The 20,691-nt window shown below is 57.6% G+C and carries 16 protein-coding genes, 2 tRNA genes, 1 other RNA gene and 1 pseudogene; 6 read left to right on the plus strand and 14 right to left on the minus strand.

Features of this window, described 5'->3' with window-relative positions; genetic code table 11:
* Entirely contained in the window at positions 1-234 is a 234-nt protein-coding gene (locus tag BR00_RS05355; RefSeq protein WP_022992976.1) for a LexA family protein, read from the minus strand.
* Between the two features lie 295 nt (positions 235-529).
* Between BR00_RS05355 and BR00_RS05360 the strand changes: the two genes are divergently transcribed.
* The 4 genes from BR00_RS05360 to BR00_RS05375 are packed head-to-tail and all read left to right on the plus strand — an operon-like array spanning position 530 to position 3,329.
* Positions 530-772, plus strand: coding sequence for a hypothetical protein (locus BR00_RS05360; protein WP_039644785.1), 243 nt, complete (start codon positions 530-532; stop codon positions 770-772).
* A 34-nt stretch (positions 773-806) separates the two neighbouring features.
* Positions 807-1,331: a DUF2924 domain-containing protein gene (locus tag BR00_RS05365; protein WP_496476566.1), complete on the plus strand. Its 525-nt coding sequence runs from the start codon at positions 807-809 to the stop codon at positions 1,329-1,331.
* Positions 1,324-2,910, plus strand: a complete 1,587-nt coding sequence (locus BR00_RS05370; protein ID WP_496476567.1) for a recombinase family protein — start codon at positions 1,324-1,326, stop codon at positions 2,908-2,910. The genes BR00_RS05365 and BR00_RS05370 overlap by 8 nt, the downstream gene beginning before the upstream one ends.
* Positions 2,907-3,329 carry a hypothetical protein gene (locus BR00_RS05375; RefSeq protein WP_496476568.1) on the plus strand — a complete coding sequence of 141 codons (423 nt, stop codon included), beginning with the start codon at positions 2,907-2,909 and terminating at the stop codon, positions 3,327-3,329. Before BR00_RS05370 ends, BR00_RS05375 begins: the two co-directional genes overlap by 4 nt.
* Positions 3,330-3,748: 419 nt before the next feature.
* Here the strand turns inward: BR00_RS05375 and ssrA are convergent.
* From ssrA to BR00_RS05430, 11 genes are all read right to left on the minus strand, one after another.
* Positions 3,749-4,135: a transfer-messenger RNA gene (gene ssrA / locus BR00_RS05380) on the minus strand.
* A gap of 100 nt (positions 4,136-4,235) precedes the next feature.
* Complete coding sequence (locus BR00_RS05385) at positions 4,236-6,188, minus strand: methyl-accepting chemotaxis protein (protein WP_496476569.1); 1,953 nt, start codon at positions 6,186-6,188, stop codon at positions 4,236-4,238.
* Positions 6,189-6,363: 175 nt separating this feature from the next.
* The gene (locus BR00_RS05390; protein WP_496476570.1) at positions 6,364-7,722 is read right to left on the minus strand and encodes an SLC13 family permease; all 1,359 of its coding nucleotides are present in this window, start codon (positions 7,720-7,722) and stop codon (positions 6,364-6,366) included.
* Between the two features lie 56 nt (positions 7,723-7,778).
* The gene (locus BR00_RS05395) at positions 7,779-9,089 is read right to left on the minus strand and encodes a malic enzyme-like NAD(P)-binding protein (RefSeq protein WP_496476571.1); all 1,311 of its coding nucleotides are present in this window, start codon (positions 9,087-9,089) and stop codon (positions 7,779-7,781) included.
* A gap of 26 nt (positions 9,090-9,115) precedes the next feature.
* Positions 9,116-9,661: a Fe-S-containing hydro-lyase gene (locus BR00_RS05400; protein ID WP_496476572.1), complete on the minus strand. Its 546-nt coding sequence runs from the start codon at positions 9,659-9,661 to the stop codon at positions 9,116-9,118.
* Positions 9,661-10,500 (minus strand): fumarate hydratase, encoded by an 840-nt coding sequence (locus BR00_RS05405; protein ID WP_496476573.1) that lies wholly within the window; start codon positions 10,498-10,500, stop codon positions 9,661-9,663. Before BR00_RS05405 ends, BR00_RS05400 begins: the two co-directional genes overlap by 1 nt.
* Entirely contained in the window at positions 10,487-11,275 is a 789-nt protein-coding gene (locus tag BR00_RS05410) for a fumarate reductase iron-sulfur subunit (RefSeq protein WP_496476574.1), read from the minus strand. The genes BR00_RS05405 and BR00_RS05410 overlap by 14 nt, the downstream gene beginning before the upstream one ends.
* Positions 11,272-13,173, minus strand: a complete 1,902-nt coding sequence (locus BR00_RS05415; protein ID WP_496476575.1) for a fumarate reductase flavoprotein subunit — start codon at positions 13,171-13,173, stop codon at positions 11,272-11,274. Before BR00_RS05415 ends, BR00_RS05410 begins: the two co-directional genes overlap by 4 nt.
* 15 nt (positions 13,174-13,188) lie before the next feature.
* Positions 13,189-13,842: a succinate dehydrogenase/fumarate reductase transmembrane subunit gene (locus tag BR00_RS05420; protein ID WP_496476576.1), complete on the minus strand. Its 654-nt coding sequence runs from the start codon at positions 13,840-13,842 to the stop codon at positions 13,189-13,191.
* Between the two features lie 339 nt (positions 13,843-14,181).
* Positions 14,182-15,606, minus strand: coding sequence for a sigma-54-dependent transcriptional regulator (locus tag BR00_RS05425; RefSeq protein WP_496476577.1), 1,425 nt, complete (start codon positions 15,604-15,606; stop codon positions 14,182-14,184).
* Positions 15,581-17,521 (minus strand): cache domain-containing protein, encoded by a 1,941-nt coding sequence (locus tag BR00_RS05430; protein WP_496476578.1) that lies wholly within the window; start codon positions 17,519-17,521, stop codon positions 15,581-15,583. The genes BR00_RS05425 and BR00_RS05430 overlap by 26 nt, the downstream gene beginning before the upstream one ends.
* Before the next feature lie 381 nt (positions 17,522-17,902).
* On the opposite strand from BR00_RS05430, the pseudogene BR00_RS05435 reads away from it, so the two are divergent.
* Positions 17,903-18,736 (plus strand): annotated as a pseudogene (locus BR00_RS05435) (sulfide/dihydroorotate dehydrogenase-like FAD/NAD-binding protein); the annotation flags it as partial.
* Complete coding sequence (gene gltA / locus BR00_RS05440; RefSeq protein ID WP_496476645.1) at positions 18,710-20,200, plus strand: NADPH-dependent glutamate synthase; 1,491 nt, start codon at positions 18,710-18,712, stop codon at positions 20,198-20,200. The pseudogene BR00_RS05435 and the gene gltA, both read left to right, overlap by 27 nt.
* A 204-nt stretch (positions 20,201-20,404) precedes the next feature.
* Here gltA and BR00_RS05445 read toward each other — a convergent pair.
* Positions 20,405-20,481, minus strand: a tRNA-Arg gene (locus BR00_RS05445).
* A gap of 53 nt (positions 20,482-20,534) precedes the next feature.
* Positions 20,535-20,622, minus strand: a tRNA-Leu gene (locus tag BR00_RS05450).
* Positions 20,623-20,691: the final 69 nt, after the last annotated feature.

The raw sequence follows: 20,691 nt of genomic DNA on the forward strand, positions 1-20,691 counted from the left end.
TTATTCGGGCCTCCTGATGACGACGATGCTTCGGGCCTTACGAGCTTCTTTCTTCAAATAGCCTTTACGGACCAGTTGAGCGATCTGCTCGTGGGCGCTCGCGTGACTGATACCGAGGACTTCCGACAATTCTTTCACCGTTGGCGGCAACCCCTTTTCATCGATGATTTGGCAAATGACCCTCAGCGTCCTGGCCTGCGGGTCGGTTATTTCCGATAACTTTTTCTTTCCCATGGCGATTGCTCCGTGTCATGGCCACTGAGCGGATTAGGCCCATCTTATGGTTAAAAAATATACGACCTGATGAATATCAGGTCAATCAAAAAAACAGGACTTTTCATCTGATTCCGTCATCTTGCACGTCCCTCCGGTAAGTAACGAACGCAAGTCCGGTTAAAGCCGGGCACAACCAGATAACCGACCAGAGGCGGAGCTGAGGCGGTTGTGGGTGCCATCGAACGCGCATCCCGACCGCCACCGTTTTCTGGCATCCACACCATCCAGCCCCCGGTCCCACCGGAGGTGTTCGATGTTGGATGTACAGGAAATGAATGATGGGCCGGGGCTTGATGACCTTGGCGAAAACGGCAAACCCGGCCGCCTGTCGGGTGAGGCGAGGCTCCAGTCAGCCGCCTCCATACTGGCCACGGCGGTCCTGCGCCGAAAGGCCAAAAAAGCATGTGTGGGCAATGAGTTAGATGTTTTCGAAGATTCTTCCCCTGTGCTTGGAGAAGGACTTGATTCATTGCCGGAACAGAGCATTCATTCATGACAACTCGTCCGGAAACCAAAATAAGGAGTTGAAAATGAATGAGTTACAGAACGCCGCCACCGGCGGCAAGAACCAGGACCGGACCCGAAACTCGGTTCTTCGGCAGATGGCCCTGCTGCAATCCATGTCCCTGGAGCAGCTCCGGGAAAAATGGCTCGACCTCTACGGTGAAGAGCCGCCCCAGTACAAGAAGCAATTCCTCATCAAGAGGCTGGCCTATCGCATCCAGGAGCTTTTCTACGGCGGGCTGTCCGAGCAGGCCAAGGTCCATCTCCAGCAGGCAGCCAAGGAGGACCCGGTCGCCACTGTCAATCGACGCATCCCAGAGGAGCGGAAATCGAACGAGGCGATCCTGCCCGGGACCAGACTGGTGCGGGTCTGGAACGACCGGCGCTATGAGGTGATCGTCCTTGCCGATGGCTACGATTTCGAAGGTCGCACCTTCCGGTCGCTCAGCGCGGTGGCCAGGGAGATCACCGGGACGCGCTGGAACGGCAAGGTCTTTTTCGGACTGAAGAAGGTTTACGGCAGAAAAGCCGAGGGAGGGTCGGATGCTTGATAACAGCAATGTCGCGCCGGGAAAGAACAAGACCCTGCGCTGTGCCATCTACACCCGCAAGAGCCACGAGGAAGGGCTCGAACAGGAGTTCAACTCGTTGGATGCCCAACGGGAGTCGGCGGAACACTATATCGAAGCCCAGAGGATGCGTGGATGGACGGCTCTGCCGGATCGCTACGATGACGGCGGTTTCTCGGGTGGGAACATGGAGCGCCCGGGGCTGCGCCGACTGCTGGCGGACATCGATGCCGGAAAGATCGATGTGATCGTGGTCTACAAGGTCGACCGGCTGTCCCGCTCGCTGCTGGACTTCATGAAGATGATCGACCTCTTCAACGAAAAGGGCGTCAGCTTCGTCTCGGTCACCCAGCACTTCAGCACCACCGACCCCACCGGCCGAATGTTTCTCGGCATCCTGATCACCTTCGCCCAGTACGAGCGGGAGGTCATCGCCGAACGCATCCGGGACAAGGTGGCGGCAGCCAAGCGCCGGGGGAAATACTGCGGCGGCGTACCCATTCTCGGATACGACGTCGACCGGGAGAACAAGAAGCTGCTGGTCAACCCGGATGAAGCCAGGACGGTGCAGTACATCTTCCGCCGATTCATCCAGATCGGCTCGGCCAAGAAGCTGGGCCAGGAATTGAACGAACAGGGATACCGCACAAAAGCCTGGACCACCAAGAAAGGCAAGGTTCGCGAGGGCTCAGAATGGAATACAGGCCACATCTACCGGCTGCTGAACAACCGGATCTATATCGGCGAAATTGCCCACAAGGATCGCAGCTACCCCGGTGAGCACGAAGGAATCATCGACCGGACGACCTGGGACAAGGTGCAGGCCATCCTGGAGGACAACAAACCGGTCAAGGTTTCCATGGCAAGAGCCAAAATGGTCGCCCCGCTGAAAGGCGTCATCCGCTGCGGCCACTGCGGATGCGCGATGGGACCGACCTACGCCCGCAAGAACGGCCGCCACTACACCTATTACATCTGCCAGAAGGACAGCAAGCGGACCGTGAGCCGGTGCCCCCTCAAACGGATTCCCGCCGGGGACATCGAGCAGGCCGTGGTCGAGCAGTTGAGCGCGGTGTTCCGCACGCCGACGCTGGTGGCCAAAACCTACTTCGCGGCCCGGGACATCGAGCAGGCAGAGAGGGAGCGTCTGTTCAAGCAGAAAGCCCAGCTCGAGATGGAGCTGTCGCAGGCGCGGGAGCAGGCACTTGAACTGATGAAGCCCGGCAACGATCAGCCGGGAAAGGCCGAGATGCTGACGACCGTCAACCGTCAGGCGGTCGAGCTCTCGAAACAACTGACCCATGTGAGCGAGCGATGCAGAGCCTACCAGGGGAACACCATCACGGAACAGGATGTGTCGGAGGCCTTCCAGAATGTCGAAGGCTTCTGGGAAGACCTTTTCCCGGTGGAGCGGAATCGCCTCATCCGCCTCCTGGTGGACAAGGTGGAGATACGCGAGACCGGAATCGACATGGAGCTGCGCACCAACGGACTGACAACGCTCATCGCCGAACTGGCCGGTCTGGCATGCGAAGTCACTGAACGGAGGGCAAGTCGATGAAAATGAAGCCGACCATTACCGTTGCCGACAACGGCAACCTTCAAATCCATATTCCGATGGTGATCCGGCGCATGCGCGGCCGCAAGACGGTCATCGCTCCCCAGGCCCTGGATGGAGAAATCACCGGAGCGCAGGAACCGGTGCAGTCCGCCGTCCTCCAGGCGCTGGGAAGGGCCTTTTCCTGGGCCGACATCCTCGAATCCGGCCAGATCAGGTCCATCAGCGAGCTTGCCCGTACCCTCGACGTCGATGGCTCGTATGTGGCCCGCATTCTCAAGCTGACGACCCTGGCCCCCGACATCGTGGAAGCCCTGATCAACGGCGAGGAACCCAACGGGCTCTCGCTGGCCAAACTGACCCAGACCTTCCCGGAGGACTGGGCCGAGCAGCGCCGCCAGTTCGGCTTTGCCACCGACTGACGACCGGACCGGAGACCGCCCCAGAGAGCCGACCATCAGCGTCGGCTTTTCTTCTTTAGTGGGCAGGAAGCCGGAGTTGACCGCGCTTCTTTTCATGCCCGAGGCGGGCGATTTCGAAAAAAACGTCCGGTTGCGGCATCGAACGATGACCTAAGACAACCGCCAAAAATGGCAATCAGCCGCAAACCCATATCAATCAAGGATGTAGCTTTCCGGACGAGCTTCGGACTTGGTCCGGAGAAAACAGAGAATCAGGGGCCAAACAGAGAAAGAAAGGCGGGAAGATGGGGAGAATCGATGGTGCGGAGAGGTGCTTTGGAAAGATGTGAAACGGGCGCAAATCCTTTAGAAACAAGGGGAAAAAGAAAACCCGTCACCCCGGAGAATGACCCCAGAGAGACGGGTTTGTCTTTTTTAAATGGTGGAGCCGGCGGGAATCGAACCCGCGTCCGAGAACACTTGGCGCAAAGCGTCTACAGGTTTAGTCCTGGTTTTCATTCTTGCCGGGCGGGGAGCCCCAGGACGGGCGTCCGACCGGCCAGCCAGAAGGAGTCTCGCGCCGGTCCGTTCTGGCTACGGACCTTTGCCAGCCCCATGGGGGTGACACCCGGATGCGGCGTATGGAGCCTCAGCCGCACGGATGTGGCGGTCTCTGCCGCCAAACTCTTGCATGCCTAATTAGGCAGCGAGAGCGTACTCGAAGTTGTCTTCGGCACTTGTGATTGTGCTGGGTTTTTACGAGGACCTCCCAGCCCCTCGACCTGCAACTTTGGCCGCATTATCCCCGTCGAAACCAGGGCGGCCCCGTGCGCTTTGCAGTATAGGCACTCGGTGGGGAAAGGCAAGGCTCCTTCGCGCCCCCTTTGCTGGAACGGGGGCCGAAGGAGGTCTTGGGGCCCAGGGAGGTTAAATGCGGAATTGTCCCACGAGGTTTTTGAGTTCTTCCGCGAGGGCGGCCAGCTTTTCCGCGCTGCCTTGTACTTGGTCACCGCCAGCGCGAATTTCTGCCGTGACTCCGTCTACTGCGATGATTTCCTGAGAGATGTCTTGAGCCGCCTCAGACATTGCAGAAGCTTGTTTTTTGGCCCCTTCCACCTCGTGGGTGGCCTGGGCAATGTTTTGTGCCACATCCCGAGTCACGGCGGACTGTTCTTCAATGGCCGCGGCGATGGTGGCGACAGCCGAGTTGGCTTCTCCAATAACACGAACGATTTGGCCAATGTCGCTCACCGCGTCGTCGGAGGCCGACTGGATGCCGGCAATACGGTCGCGGATGTCTTGCGTGGCGGTGGCGGTCTTTTGTGCGAGTTCTTTGATTTCGTTGGCCACTACCGCGAAGCCGCGGCCTGCTTCTCCTGCCCGTGCGGCCTCGATGGTCGCATTGAGTGCCAAGAGATTGGTTTGGGAGGATATGGCGGCGATGGTTTCTGTGACCTTGCCGATTTCTTGCGCTGCTTCGCCCAACTGCTCAAGCACGGCGGCAAAACGATTGACTTGGGATGCGGCGTTTTCAGTGACGCTGCGGGCCCGTTCCGTGTTGCCCGCAATCTCGCCGATGGTTGCCGTCATCTGTTCGGTGGCCGCTGCCACCGAGGAGAGGTTGGATGCCGTTTCTTCCATGCTTTGGGCGACGGACGCAATCGTATCACTCATCGACGCTGTGGCCGAAGAAACGGATGCAGTTTTCGAGGAAAGATGATGGACGTTTTGTACGGTTTGGGTGCTGATGGTAGAAAGTTCTGTTGCTGAATCAGCGACCTTGTGCGCGTTTCTGGTAAGTTGGACGATGATATTGCGCAATTTTTCCACGAACTCGTTGAAGTAGTGGGCGAGTTGTCCCAATTCGTCGGTGGTTTCCACGGGCAGGCGTTGGGAAAGGTCGCCTTCGCCTTCCGCAATATCCTTGAGGAGGTGGGCGCAGCTTTTGACTGGGGCCAAGACCGCCCGGCTGACGAGCACGGCGACCAGGATGCCTGCGACGAAAACAAGGGCGGAGGCCCAGAGGATCGTGCGGCGCATGGTGTAGACTTGGGCGAGTACATCGTCGCGTACAGCGCCAACAGCCAGGGACCATCCGGTCCCCTGGACCGGGGCGAATCCAAAGAAGAGGTTGCGACCATCGAGAGAGTACTGATCTGCTCCGGATTCGCCGCGTGTCATGCGCTGCTGCATGGCGGCAAGGGCGGCGTATTCGGGCTTTTCTTTTCCTTCTTTGAGAAAGTTCTTTCGGTCCAAAACCCACTGACGTTTGGGGTGGGCAATGATGGTCCCTTGGTTGTCGATGAGATAACTATATCCGCTAGAACCGTAGCGAATGGTGTCGGTGATGGTGCTCAAGGCCGTAGCGTCGAGCCGTGCGATCAGGACTCCTTGGGGTTTTCCTGCGTCATTGTTGATGGGGGTGGCGATGATGATGACCGGAGAATTGGTGACTCGGCTGATGATGACGTTGGAGAAAACGGACTTTCCGGTCATGGCTTCTTGGAAGTATTTCCGATCTCCCAAAGAGGCGGTTTTGCCGTCAGGATACTGAGCCTTACCGTCCGGAGTGATCACGCCCATACCAAGATAGTGCATTCGTGAGGTTTCCGCTTCCAGGGCTGGGCGTTGCAGAGTCCAATCCATGGAGCGGATGACGTTGCGGTTGGCGATGGCTTCGAGCGCCACGAGGTGGTAGTCGAGGTAGCTGCGGATGAGTTTCGCCCCGGTCTCCGCCATGAGGACGATGTTTTCTTCCGTCTGCTGCAGGGAGGAGTGGGTGGCTTGCCGGGTGGCGATGACGCCGAGCCCGGCACAGACACCCCCCAAGAGAATCAAAAAACCTGCCATCAGTTGCACACGAATCGAGACGCGCTTCATGGGGCCTCCGGAGATGCGAATTGAGGATTGTGCGGACTGCAGGGAGTCTTGGGGAAGCTGGGGGAAAAAATCAAGGCGAGATGTCGCGGCGAGATCCCAAAATGTGCGGAGCGGTCATGTGGGCTTCTGCGCATAAGGGAGCGCTTATGCGCAGAAGCTATGGGTACATTGCAGTTTAGAACGGCCAGATGAGCGGAATGAGGAAAATACACATCAGCATGCTGATCAGTTGGAGAGGCCATCCAGACTTAAAGTAATCGATGAATTTATAGTTTCCTGGTCCGAGCACAATTGTATTCGGTGGTGTTGCAACTGGAGTCAGCAAGCATGATGATGCACTCATAGCAATTCCCATGAGCAATGGTAGTGGAGACACGCCGCTTTGTGTTGCGATGGGGAGTGCCAGCGGTGCCATGAGCGCTGTAGTCGCTGTATTGGACATAAAGTTGGTTATGATCGCAGTAAGTACACAGATGACCGCCATGAGTACATAAGGATCAGATACCTTGGAAACAACTGTTGTGGCGATGAGTTTTGCGGCACCGCTTTTTTCCAGTGCAGTCGATAATGCTAGAGTTCCTGCAAAGAGGAATATCGTGGTCCAGTCTACGGATTTGAATGCTTCTTTCATAGTCATACATCCAGTGATGACCACGAGGCAGGCGCCGAGCATGGCTGCGGTGACCAGCGGAATGAAGTCCGTTGCCATGGCGGCGACGACGAAGGCGAAGATGGCCAAACAGACCCACATTTTCTCCGGGCGTTTGACTTTGGGGATCTTGGATTCGAGGTTTTCGTCTTCCAGGTCGCAGGCGGCCTGGGTGTCGGGAAGGAAGTTTTTTCCGATGAGGGCGTAGTAGAGGATGCCAACGATGGTCAGGGGAATGCCGAACTTGGCGAATTCAAAGAAGCCAAAGGGGGCGATTTCCTGGCCGCCCATCTTGCCGATAATGGAGTTGACCAGGCCGTTGGGAGGCGTGCCCACGAGCGTGATCGTCCCCCCCAGGCTTGCCGCAAAGGCGACCGGCATGAGGATTTTGCTGGGGCGGATGCCCGCGGTGGCGCACATGCCCATGATCATGGGGATGGCGACAACCGTGGTCCCGGTATTCGAGAGGACCGAGGACAGGGACGCGATGGCGATCATGGAAAAGAGCAGGAGCTTGGTTTCACTCCCTTGGGAGAGCTTGACCGTGAGCTTGCCGACCTTGTCCGCAAATCCCGTAACAAAGGTGGCTTCGCCGACAACGAACATGGCCATGAAGATGACCACCCATTGGTTGCCGAAGTTGGAGAACGCCACTTTGGCGGGGATGATGTGGAAGATGCTCAAGGCCACAGGCACGAGCATGGCCGTGATGGGTAAAGGGACGATTTCGGTGAAGAAGAGTATGGCGGCGCCGATGAGGACGCCAATGGTGATATAGGCGTGGGTGATGGGCGGCTCGGCAGCGCCTTCTGCGCCAAAGGCAAGGCTTGCAAGCAGCAGCAAAACGAATGTGACAAGGCCAATTCGGAAGCCTTTTTTCTGCATGGCACATCTCCTGGAGGATGAAAAACCGGCGGGCGTTTGGGCCCGCCGGAGGGGGGTTATGCGTACATCTTGACGAATGCCTGGATGCGTTGGCGCGACTGCGCGACTCGTTCCCGCAGGCTGACCTTATATGCCTCCAGATCGGCGATGGGGGCTTGGGCCACGCCGGAATCCATGGCGGCCTTCGCCACTGCTGGCGTTTCCCACTCCAGGACGCGAGGATCGAGGGGCTTGGGGATGATGTAGTCTCGGCCAAAGTGCATCTCTTTGACGCCGTACATGTCGCAGACCTCGGTGGGCACGGGCTCCTTGGCAAGGGCTGCCAGCGCCTTGGCCGCAGCCACTTTCATGGCCTCGTTGATTTCCGTTGCCTGGACGTCGAGGGCGCCACGGAAGATGTAGGGGAATCCCGAGACATTGTTGACCTGGTTGGGGTAGTCTGTTCGCCCGGTCCCCATGATGCAATTGGGGTTGGCTTCTTTGGCGTCGGTGTAGGAAATCTCGGGATCTGGGTTGGCCATGGCAAAAATAATGGGGTTTTTCGCCATAGAGCGAACCATGTCTTTGCTTACGAGGTCTTTTTTGGAGAGTCCCAAAAATACATCCGCGCCCTTCATGCATTCGGCGAGAGACGCTTCCTTGTCCTGGGCAAAGAGCGCCTTGTATTCGTTGACTCCGGAGCGGCCTTTGTAAATGAGCCCTTTGGAGTCGAACATAAAGATGTTTTTGGGATCGATGCCGAGGGCGACATAGAACTTGGCGCACGCAATGCCCGCTGCGCCTGCGCCGACCACGACCACCTTCATGTCTTCGAGGCGGCGTCCCAGGATTTCCGCCCCATTGAGCAGCCCTGCGCCGGAGATCACGGCGGTCCCGTGCTGGTCGTCATGGAAAACGGGAATGTTCATTTCTGCCTTGAGGCGCTCTTCGATGACAAAGCATTCCGGGGCCTTGATGTCTTCGAGGTTGATGCCGCCGAAGGTGGGTTCCAGTGCCTTGACGATCTCGCAGAACTTGTCCGGATCTGCGCAATCCACGTTGATGTCGTAGACGTCGATGTCCGTGAAGGTCTTGAAGAGGACTCCCTTGCCTTCCATGACCGGCTTTCCGGCCAAGGGGCCGATGTTGCCAAGACCCAGGACGGCTGTCCCGTTGGACACCACGGCCACGAGGTTCGCCCTTCCGGTGTAGAGGGCTGCGGTGGACGGGTCGGCGACGATGGCCCTGCAGGCCTCGGCAACGCCGGGCGAGTACGCCATGGAGAGATCCTTTTGGTTGGCGCAGGGCTTGATGGGAATGACTTCCAGCTTTCCTTGGCGGGGATAGCGGTGGTATTTCAGCGCTTCTTCTTTGGTAAAGAGGGCCATGGTAGATTCCTCCGTGCAGGATCGGGCTAGAGGGTGATGTTGGGTTGGGCGTAGAGCTCCCCGCCGTGGGCGTCGTTGACGACGAGCAGAGGAAAGTCTTTGACCGTGAGTTTGCGGATGGCCTCCGGCCCGAGCTCCGGGTAAGCGATGACTTCCGCAGCCGTGATGCGCTGGGACAAGAGCGCTCCAGCCCCGCCGGTGGCGCCGAAATAGACCCCCACGTATTGCTGGAGGGCGTCGCGCACTTCCTGGCTCCGTTTGCCTTTGCCAATGCTCGCCTTGACGCCGAGGCTGTGCAGGCGCGGGGCGTAGGTGTCCATCCGGCCGCTTGTAGTGGGTCCAGCGGAGCCGATGGGGTATCCCGGAGGGGCCGGGGTCGGCCCGACGTAGTAGATGACCGCGCCTTGGAGCTCAAAGGGGAGCGGCTGGCCGGCATCAAGGGCTTCCATGAGTTTTTTGTGGGCCGCGTCACGGGCCGTGTAGATGATCCCGGAGAGGTAGACGACGTCACCGGCCTTGAGTTGGCGGACGTCGTCATCCGAAAGGGGGGTCGTCAGGGTGTACGTTGCCATTAGAAAACAACCTCCTTGGTGCGGGATGAGTGGCATTGGACGTTGACGGCAACAGGCAGGCTGGCGATGTGACAGGGGTGCATCTCCACCTTGACGTCCAGGCTCGTGGTTTTGCCGCCGAGCCCCATGGGGCCGATGCCGAGGTCGTTGATGGCGCTCAGGAGCTCTTCTTCGAGGGCCGCTACTTCCGGGTTTGGGTTACGCTCGCCGATGGGCCGGAACAGTGCCTTCTTGGCCAGCGCTGGCGCGAGATCGAAGGTGCCGCCGATCCCCACCCCCACGATGGTGGGCGGACACGGGTTGGGGCCTGCCTCGGCGATGGTGCGCACCACGAACTCCTTGATACCCTTCCAGCCTTGTGCGGGCTTCAGCATGGCAATGCGGGACATGTTTTCCGACCCCCCGCCTTTGGCCATGAAGCGGATGCGCAGGGTTTCTCCGGGAACGACGTGGGTGTGGATGATGGCAGGGGTGTTGTCGCCGGTGTTCTTGCGTGTCAGGGGATGGCACATGGACTTGCGGAGAAACCCCTTGTCATAGGCCTCGACCATTGCGGCGTTGAGGATCTCTTCGAGATGGCCTCCGTCGATGCGGACGTCGTCGCCATAGTCCACGAAAAAGACCGCAGCCCCGGTATCCTGACACAGCGCCAGTTCGGTGGAGCGGGCGAGGTCCGCGTTGTCGATGAGCTGAGTCAGGACTTCTTTGGCGGAGTCCAGTTCCTCGGCGTCTCGGGCGCGGAGAAAGGCTTGATAGACGTCGTCCGGAAGGATCCGGCAGGCGTCCATGATCATGCGGCGTACCGCGTCATGAATTTCCTGTGCCTTAATGCTTTTCATGACAGCATCCTTTGTGTTGGAATTTTTGAATCAACGCCTTGGGAAGAATACCTTTGACCGAATGCAGCATCAGCATGCGGCGCATAATACCGAGTTGGTCCTGAAGCGGGATGTGTTTGGGGCAGACATCCTGGCACCCCAAAAGTCCCATGCATCCAAAAACACCCTGATCGTTACCGATAACGTCGTAGTAATCGTCGTCGGAACGTTGATCTCTCGGGTCAATATAGAACCGTGCGATACGATTTATGGATGCAGCGCCGAGGAAATCTTCCCGCATGCGTGCAGTGCCACATGCAGCGATGCAGCATCCACACTCGATGCATCTGTCAAGCTCGAAGATCTGTTCCGCCAGGGAGTTCTCCATGCGCATCTCTTCGGCAGTGGGGTCGAAGGCCGCGTCGTTGCTATGCACCCAGGCCTCGATTTTGGCGCCGACCCCGCGGAACCAGGTGCCGGTATCCACGGAGAGATCGCCGAGGAGTTTGAATACCGGCAGCGGGTGGAGGGTGATTTCTTCGGGCAGGTCTTTGGTTTGCGTGTGGCAGGCAAGCCCCGGACGCCCATTGATCACCATGCCGCAGGAGCCGCAGATGCCGGCGCGGCAGCAGAAGTCGAACTTGAGCGATGGATCGAACTCATCGCGGATTTTGGTCAAGGCGATGAAGAGCGTCATGGAGTCGTATTCTTGGATGTGAAACGACTGCATATGGGGATGAGAATCCGGATCCAGTGGATTGTACCGGAATATTTTGATGTGCAGCTTGCGGTTCATCGCGCCTCCTTGTTTTTGCCCGTGGCGTATTTCAGGTTTTCCTTGGCTGCTTCCGGGACGTTGAAGCGATCTTCGGGAAGTTCATGGGGGATGATCTTGCCGCCGCCATATCCACGGTCTCCGGGCGGAAGCTCATAGTACGGTGATGCGTCTTCATACTCAAGTGTTGGGAGGTGATCGCCTTCTTTCCAGTAGGCGAGAGTACGTTTCAGCCAATCTTTGTCGTTACGCTCAGGATAGTCTTCTCGCGTATGTGCTCCTCTGGATTCCGTACGCATGAGCGCTCCATATGCAGTACACTGCGAAAGCTTGATCATTCCTTTGATGCGCAGCGCAGTGGAGAGTTCTGGATTGAACCCTCGGCAGCTTGTCTGGAGAGCGATCCTGTCCGCACGTTCATGCAGTTCCGCGAGGGTGTCTACGGCTCTTTGAAGGTCTTTCCCGTTGCGGAATATTCCAACACAATCCATCATGATGGATTGCATTTCGTTGCGTAGCTGAATGGCGCTTTCGTTGCCTTTGCGCCCGGTGACGATATCCTTGATGCGCTCCTCCACCTTGAGTTTCGCCTCGTTGAGCGCGGACATGGAGAACGTGGTGCATGCTCCCTGCAGATATTGGACGATCTTTTTACCCACGTAGCGTCCGGCCACCACGGTTTCCGCCAAAGAGTTGCCGCCGAGGCGGTTGAAGCCATGGAGGTCCCAGCAGGCGGCCTCGCCCGCGGCGTAGAGCCCTTTGAGCCCGTATGCCGCCCCGTCCCGGTTGGTGCGGATGCCGCCCATGGAGTAGTGCTGGGTGGGGCGCACCGGGATGAGCTGCTCGATGGGGTTGACGCCCAGGAAGTTGGTACAGATGTCGTAGACTTCCCGAAGTTTGGTGGTGATGTGCTTGGCGCCGAGGTGGCGGATGTCCAGCCACAGGTGTTCTCCGTAGGGGGACTTGACGCCGAAGCCTTTGCGCATGTGTTCCACCATGCGCCGGGATACCACGTCGCGGGAGGCGAGCTCGGCCTTTTCCGGTTCGTAGTCCGGCATGAAGCGATATTCGTTGACGTCGAGGAGGGTGCCGCCATCGCCGCGGCAGCCTTCGGTGACCAGGATGTCGGTGGGGACGGTGCCAGTGGGATGGAATTGCACCGCCTCCATGTTCCCCATGGGGACGACGCCGGTGTCCAGGGCGATGATCTGTCCGCCGCCGTCACAGATGACGGCGTTGGTGGTCGCGCTGTAGCACCTCCCGTAACCTCCCGTGGCGATGAGCGTGGCGGTGGCGAAGTATGCCCGGAGCTCTCCGGTGCGAAGGCACCGCGCGATGCATCCCATGCATTTTTCTCCGTCGTGGATCAGGGCCTCGGCCTGGGTGCGGTCGTGGATGGTCACCCCGTACTGGAGGCATTTGCTGTCCAAGGTGTTGAGCACGGAGCGGCCGGTGCCATCAGCGGTGTAACAGGTGCGCCACTTGGCGGTGCCTCCAAAGGCGCGGGCGTGGATCAGGCCGTGTTTTTCTTTCTTTTCTTCGGCCTGGAAGGGTTTGCCGCCTTTGTAGTAGGTGTGCACCCCGGCCTCCACGCGGTTCCAGGGCACACCCCAATGGGCCATTTCCCGCATGACGATGGGGGCTGTCTCGGCAAAGATGCGGGCGACCTCCTGGTCGCAGCCCCAGTCCGATCCCTTGACCGTATCGGCGAAGTGGATGTCCGGGGAGTCCCCTTCCCCCATGATGGCGTTCCCGAGGGCCGCTTGCATCCCTCCTTGGGCTGCAGAGGAGTGGGAGCGACGGGGGGGCACGATGGAGAGACAGATGGTCTTGAAGCCGGCCATGGCGGCTTCGACGGCGACGCGTTCGCCAGCCAGCCCGGCTCCGATACACAATACATCCGTGTAGAAAATCTGCATGGGAGACCTCGTGGGTTAGATGCTGAGCCAGTAGAAGCGGGCCAAGGTGATGAGACCGATGGCAATGAAGCCAAGCATCATCACGACTTCAGTCTTTTGGTACCATGCCCGACGAGCACTGGAGATGAATCCGTATTTGATGCCGATGCGGTAGAAACCGATGCCCACATGGATTTCCGCCATGGGCAAAAGGACGAGATAGATGGGCAGCCATACCCCGCCTTGGACGCGGGCAGCACTTTTGGCTGCGGTGATGGGAAGATCGGTAAGAACGGTGAAGATATGCGCCGAGGCCAGGACGAGAATGACGATGGCGCTCACCACTTGGGCAAGCCAGAGCGTCGTATCCTTGTGATGCATCATCTTGTGGTGGACGACGAATGCCTTCCACTCGTCTTGCTCGAAAGGCATCTTGCGGGCAGCGAGAAGAAAGTGAAGCAGCATCACGCAAAGGATGATCGGTCCGCCCACTTGCGCCATGTAGGTCGCTTCGAAGAATGTCGCGAGTGCATTCATAAGCCGTGGGCTGATCACGACGCTGGATACAAGCAGCAGATGCGCCCAGAGAAAGAGGATGAGCAGCGCTCCAGAAACCATCATGAGGAAATCGAGGCGTCCAGAGATCTTGCTGTGCTGTGGTACATGCAGGGTGAGTGTACTAAGATTCATTGTGATCGCTCCAAAACGGTGAGGGGTTCGTTTGTAGATCCAACACCAAAAGAGTTTCCGCCGTACGAAAAACCTCACTGCATCCCTCGGAATCGGCCTGTACTGTTTCACCTCCTTATGGCCATGGTCTCGGAAGCAGACAGATAGAGGCGGCGGTGCGTTCTGAGTGCACTTCAGCACAGGGCGTACCAATCGGGTGCCGAAAAAAGTTCTTGTGTTTTCTAGGAGTTGGCTGTCGGATTCGGGCAAATACAGGTGGCTTTCCTGCAGAGCAAGAATGGCGCTTCTCGTCCTGCAGGAAAGCCGGTGCTGGAGCGGTAGGCAGGGACGCCGGGTGTGTTAGCGGGTGGTGATGCCGTATTTCTTCAGCAGCGCGTACAGGCGTGACTGGGAGAGCCCGGAGAGGCGGATGACTTCTCGGATATTGCCGTTGGTGGCGGTAATGAGGTTTTTGAGATAGCGGCTTTCGGCCCGAGCGAGGACCGAGTCGCGAAACTCCTGGATGGGGGGGATGGACTCGAGCCCAGGAAGGGGGGCGTCGTCTTCGGGAAGATTTTCCACCGGGGCGGGGCGCCCCTGGACTTTGGCGCGGGCCACTTTGGCACGCACGTGGGGTGGGAGGTGTTGGGGAAAGAGATATTGGTCGTGCCGGGCGGTTCCGAGGGCGTACTCCAGGGTGTGGATGAGCTCGCGGACATTGCCGGGCCAATCATAGGTCTCGAGCGTTTCCCAAAAGTCTGTGCTGCATGCCTTGGGCGCGTCTTCTGTTCTTTTCTGCAAGACTTCGAGGAAGTGTTCGGCGAGGAGGCGGATGTCTCCGCTGCGTTCCCGCAGCGGCGGCAGGTGAATGTGGGCGGCCCGGAGGCGGTAGAGGAGGTCGACACGGAACGATCCCGCTTCCGCCATGTCGTCGAGATTGCGGTTGGTGGCAGCGATGAGTCGGAAGTCCACGTGCCGTTCGTGGCGGTCGCCGAGGGCCCGGATGGTGCGTTCTTGCAGGACGCGGAGGAAGTTTTTCTGCACGGTGGGGGAAAGCTCGCCGATTTCGTCGAGGAAGAGCGTGCCGCCGTTGGCTTGGAGGATCAGGCCGGTTTGGTCCCGTTCTGCGCCAGTGAACGAGCCTTTGCGATGTCCGAAGAGGATGGATTGGGCGAGGCTTTCGGGAAGCGTGGCGCAGTCCACGGCGATGAATGGTCCGGCTGCCCGGTTGCTGTTTTGGTGAATGGTGGCCGCGAAGAGTTCCTTGCCGGTCCCGGTCTCGCCGGTGATGAGGACGTTGGTGTCTTCGCCTGCGAACTGGGCCACCATGTTGAGGGCGCGCATGAGGGCAGGGCTCTCCCCGATGATGCGTTCCCGGGTGAGCGAGGTGGAGGAGAGTTTCGTGGCCTCCTTGCTGCGGGCGCGGCGATACTCCAGGGCCCGTTTGAGGGACAGGGAGATCTGTTCGATACTGTAGCTTTTTTCGATGTAGTCCCACGCGCCGTTTTGGATGGCCAGTTCTGCGCCGGCAGGGTCTCCCATGCCGGTGACGATGATGACCTCCGGCTTGGCGGGCATGGAGAGCAGATCTGCGAGCAGGCAGAGGCCGTTGCCGTCGGGGAGTTTGATATCGAGAAAAACGACGTCGAAAGAGGTCTTCCGCGCTGCCTGGAGGCCGGCGGCAAGAGTCCCGACGCTCTGCGCTTCGCACCCCATGCGCTTTGCGGTGCGTGCGAGCACATGGCAGATGGATTCGTCGTCATCGATGATGAGAATCTTGGGCATGGTCCTTGGCCGTGTCGATGGGGGGGTATGTGGCGTTCAGCACCTTCCGGATGCTTTGGCAGATGTCCACCGTGTCGAACGGCTTTCGGAAAAAGGCCGCAATCCCGGCTTTGTCAAGGTCTTTGGGGATCCGACTGAGGAGTCCTTCTCCTTCGAAGCCGCTGCAGAGGACCACAGGAATGTCTTGGCGTATTTTTTTGATTTTTTTGATGAGCTCGGTCCCCGTCAGCTTGGGCATGAGCTGATCGGTGATGATGAGGTCGAATTTGTTGGGGGAGGCCGTAAAGATCTGCAGGGCATCCTGGCTGTCGGTGCAGCTGGTCACCATGTAGCCGAGGCGGGAGAACAGCTTGTGAAGTGCAGCGGCCAGGTCTTTGTCGTCATCCACCAGGAGGATGCGCTCGGTCCCTTCCGGCAGGGGGAGGTGACGGTCTGCGGGGAGGCGGACCTCACAGTGGGAGACCGAAGGAAGGAGGACGTGGAATGTCGAGCCTTTTCCTGGAGCACTGATGACCGTGATGGCGCCGCCGTACATTTGAACGATACTTTTGGTCATCGAGAGTCCGAGCCCCGTCCCTCCGGATTTCTTGCGCGTCGTATAGAATGGGTCGAAGATGCGCTTGAGGACCACAGGCTTCATCCCCACACCATTGTCCGTCACCGAGAGACGGGCGTAGACGCCGCTGACAAGCCCCATGGTCTGGGCTTCTTCGGGAGAGAGTTCCACCGCCGTAAGGTCTATCGTCAATATGCCTGCGCTGTTGCCTCGCATGGCCTGTTCTGCGTTGGTGCAGAGGTTCATGATGATTTGCAGCAGGTGGTCTGGATCGGCCATGACCCAGATCCGCTCGATGTGGATGTGGCGGCGGACTTCGATGCTGGCGGGGATGATGGTTTGGACGAGGTCCAGACAATCATTGGTGATTTGGACCATGTCGATGGTTTGGCGGTGCGTTTCCGTGGTGCTGCTGAAGTCTTTGATCTTGCGGACGAGGTTCTTGCCGCGTTTGGCGGCCTTGGAAATGTGCTCCAGGTCTTCCCGGATGGGGGAGTCGGCAGGGGCGTCCATGAGCGCCAGGTCGGCGCAAGACGAGATCGCGCCGAGCACATTGCCGAAATCGTGGGCAATGCCGCTGGCGAAAATTCCCACCGCTTCCATCTTTTGGGCCTGCATCAGCTCCCGCTCGAGCTGGCGCCACGGCTTGAGGATCGAGTTGATCATGAAGATGCTGACCGGAATCACAACGAAGAGGAGTACGGCCCCGACAATCGCTCCTACGGTGATGATCGCTTTGCGGTGTATTTTGGTAAATATTTCAGCAAATTTTTGCTGGTCGCGGTCGATGTCGTCAATGTAGAGGCCGGTGCCGATCCAATACTCTGTTCCTGGGATGAGTTGGGCGTAGACCAGCTTGTTGCGCTTGATCGGTTCTCCTGGTTTGTAAAAAACATATTGGACAAAGCCTCCGCCATCGAGTGCCTTGTTGGTTAGCTCTTTGATATATTTTTTTCCGTTGTCATCTTCTGTTTCCATTCGTTGTCTGTCTTGAAACTCGGGAAAAAATGGGTGTACGATATTAAATCCATGAATATCATACACGAAAAAATATCCATTTTCGTCGTACATTGATTTTTTTATAATTTTTCTAATAGTTTCTTTTTTATTCTTGCTTGTTTGGAGTATTTCTCCAAGCGCTCCAGATATTGCCTGTATAGAGTTTTTGAGTGTTTTTTTGATGTCATTGAGCATCATCTCTTTGGATGCTATTTGGGTTTCTTCGAGAGATTTGTTGATATAAAAGCTATATACGAGGCTGATGGCTGTAGCGAAAACGATCATGAACAAAACGAGAAACGCTATTCTGCTGATCACGGAATAATTCAGCATGGGCATGAAATTTTTGATTCTTCTCATGGGGCATCACTGGGGTTTTTATCGTATCATGTTCTGCGACCGCAGGGGATGCAGAGGGAACGGGCCAGGGGTTGGCCTGACAAAAGCAAGCCTCATGCCTTGGTTTGAATTTTTATCTCTTTGAGATGGATGAATTTTTTTTATGCTGTGGGGCGCCGTTCGCTCTTGTGTCTCGTATTTTCTTATAGGGTAGGAATCAATTCTCGTGTTGTGGGAAAATGTGTGGACGGGCGTGGTCGATGATATAAAAATGTTAAACTTTTAAAGTTGTTATTATCTTCTCGAATGCTGGCACAAGGGCTGCAATCTCAACGCTTGGAATGGTCTTTTGGGGCATGCATTGTATATCGTTGTGTATCGATACGAATAAAGGATGGATCTATGGCGAACATGATCGTAGAAAAAAAACAACTTATCCCGAATCAAACCTCGAAGCTTGTCATCGAAGCCCCGGAAATCGCCGCAAAAGCGCTGCCTGGAAATTTTGTCATCCTTCGGGTCCACCCGCATGGGGAACGCATTCCTTTGACCATTGCGGACGCAGACCGGAAGCGGGGAACGATTACCATCGTCTATCTTGTCCTGGGAAAGACAACGGCGATGTTGGAAACGCTCAACGCTGGCGACACTATTTTAGACGTTTGCGGTCCTCTTGGGCGACCCACGCATATCGAAAAAAAAGGGACCGTAATCTGCGTCGGCGGGGGGACCGGAATTGCTGCCATGCATCATATCGCCAAAGGGCACCATGAGGTTGGGAACAAGGTTATTGCAATTATTGGTGCTCGATCCAAAGACTTGCTCCTCTTCGAGGAAGAGCTCCGAGTCTTTGCGGACGAGGTGCTCGTCTCCACGGACGACGGAAGCTATGGACACAAGGGCTTGGTGACGGATCTGTTGGTGCAGCGGTTGGAGCAGGATGCCGATGTCGCCGAAGTCGTCGCCGTGGGGCCGGTGCCCATGATGGCGGCCGTGGCGCGGGCCACGAAGCCTTTTCAGGTCAAAACAACGGTTTCACTCAATTCCATCATGGTGGACGGCATTGGCATGTGTGGGGCGTGCCGGGTCAGCGTGGGTGGCAAGACGCAGTTTGCGTGCGTGGATGGGCCGGAGTTCGATGGACACGCGGTTGATTTTGACGAACTTGCGAAGCGTTTGAATTTTTTCAAAACTTTGGAAGGCCAGAGCATGGCCCGCTGGCACGAGTGCACGTGCGGGGCTGGGGCAGAGAAGAAACGTACAAAGATCGTCGCCCCGCGTGTGCCGATGCCGCTCCAGCCCGTGGAGCAGCGCATCAAAAATTTCGACGAAGTGGCTTTGGGCTACACCATGGATATGGCCATCCAGGAAGCCTCTCGGTGTCTTCAATGCAAAAAGCCGCAATGCGTCAAGGGATGTCCGGTCGAGGTTCCGATTCCGCAGTTTATTGCTGCGCTGGCGGAAAGAAACATCGAAAAAGCGTATAAAATTATCAAATCTACCAACAGCCTGCCTGCCATTTGCGGTCGTGTCTGTCCGCAGGAAATTCAGTGTGAAGGAAGCTGTGTTCTCAAATCAAAGGGACAACCGATTGCCATAGGACGATTGGAACGTTTCGTCGCCGATGAATTTTTCCATCGTGACGCGTGCGACTTTATTTCGGATAAGCCTGAGTGTCCCTATATCGATATCGATAAGAAGGTTGCTTGCATAGGCTCTGGTCCTTCTTCGTTGACCGTTGCTGGATATTTGGCATCTCGTGGATGCAAAGTGACTGTCTATGAGGCGTTGCATGAACTTGGCGGTGTTCTCGTTTACGGGATACCGGAGTTCCGTCTTCCCAAGAACAAGATCGTCGCCAAGGAGGTGAACGCCTTGCGGGATCTTGGCGTGGAATTTGTGCTCAATGCCGTTGGGGGAAAGACGTTCAGCATCCAGGAGCTGTTCGACAAGGGATATAAAGCCGTTTTTATCGGTGTCGGCGCGGGTCTGCCGCGGTTTTTGAACATTCCGGGCGAGAATTTGAATGGTGTTTTTTCCGCCAATGAATACTTGACTCGCGTCAATCTCGGGCGGGCGTACGATTTTCCCAATTTTGATACCCCCATCATCCGGGGGCGCCAGGTGACGGTGTATGGTGGAGGCAACGTTGCCATGGATGCGGCGCGCACCGCGTTGCGGCTTGGGGCGGAGCGTGTCCGCATCGTATACCGCCGCACCGTGGATGCCATGCCTGCCCGGCGCGAAGAGATCGAACATGCCATGGAAGAAGGGGTGGTCATGGAGTGCTTGGCCGCTCCATTGGAGTTCCTTGCCGGCCCGGATGGGAACCTGGGGCGGGTACGTCTCCAGCGCATGGAGCTCGGGGCCCCCGACGAGTCGGGGCGCTGCAAACCCGTCCCTGTTCCTGGCGACACATACGAGCTGGAAACCGACTTGGCGATCATCGCGGTTGGTACCAGGGCCAATCCGGTGCTCCTCGAAAATGAGCCCCGGCTGGCGGTCAACAAGTGGGGATATATCCAGGTGGATGAAAAAACAGGAGAAACGAGCATCCCCAACGTGTTTGCCGGGGGCGACATCGTGACCGGCGCCGCTACGGTGATCTTGGCCATGGGGGCTGGCCGCGTGGCGGCCAAGGAGATCGCACGCAGACTGGGGTGCGTTTCCAATGGAGGACCTCAAGGCGGCGACGCCTAGAGGCCGCACTCTTGGTTTATTGTTTTGGATGAAAAAGAGCCGCCTCCTCGTGGAGGCTGGCTGCCTGGGCCAGTTGGTCTGCAGAAATCTTTGCCAGCGGGAAGTTCGCCTCCCGCTGGCGCGTTGGGGACAAGAGGGGGATGTCGTGTTCGCAAAGCAATGAAAAAGCCCTCTTGGCATTTGGGCCAAGAGGGCTGGAGAAGCTGGTGCGCCCGGCATGATTCGAACATGCGACCTACTGATTCGTAGTCAGGTACTCTATCCAGCTGAGCTACGGGCGCGTGGTGCAGGGGTGCCTTTTATGGAAAGCCGCTTCCCTGTCAAGCATTTTGTTTGGTGCCGGAGGCGAGACTCGAACTCGCAAGGGGCCGAACCCCGGTGGATTTTGAGTCCACTGCGTCTACCAATTCCACCACTCCGGCACGCAGGAAGCTCTCTTTAGAGAAGAGCCGTGGGGTCGTCAAGCAGGGAATTGGTGCATGTGTCGTGGT

This window comes from Thermodesulfomicrobium thermophilum DSM 16697 (genome assembly GCF_059568695.1).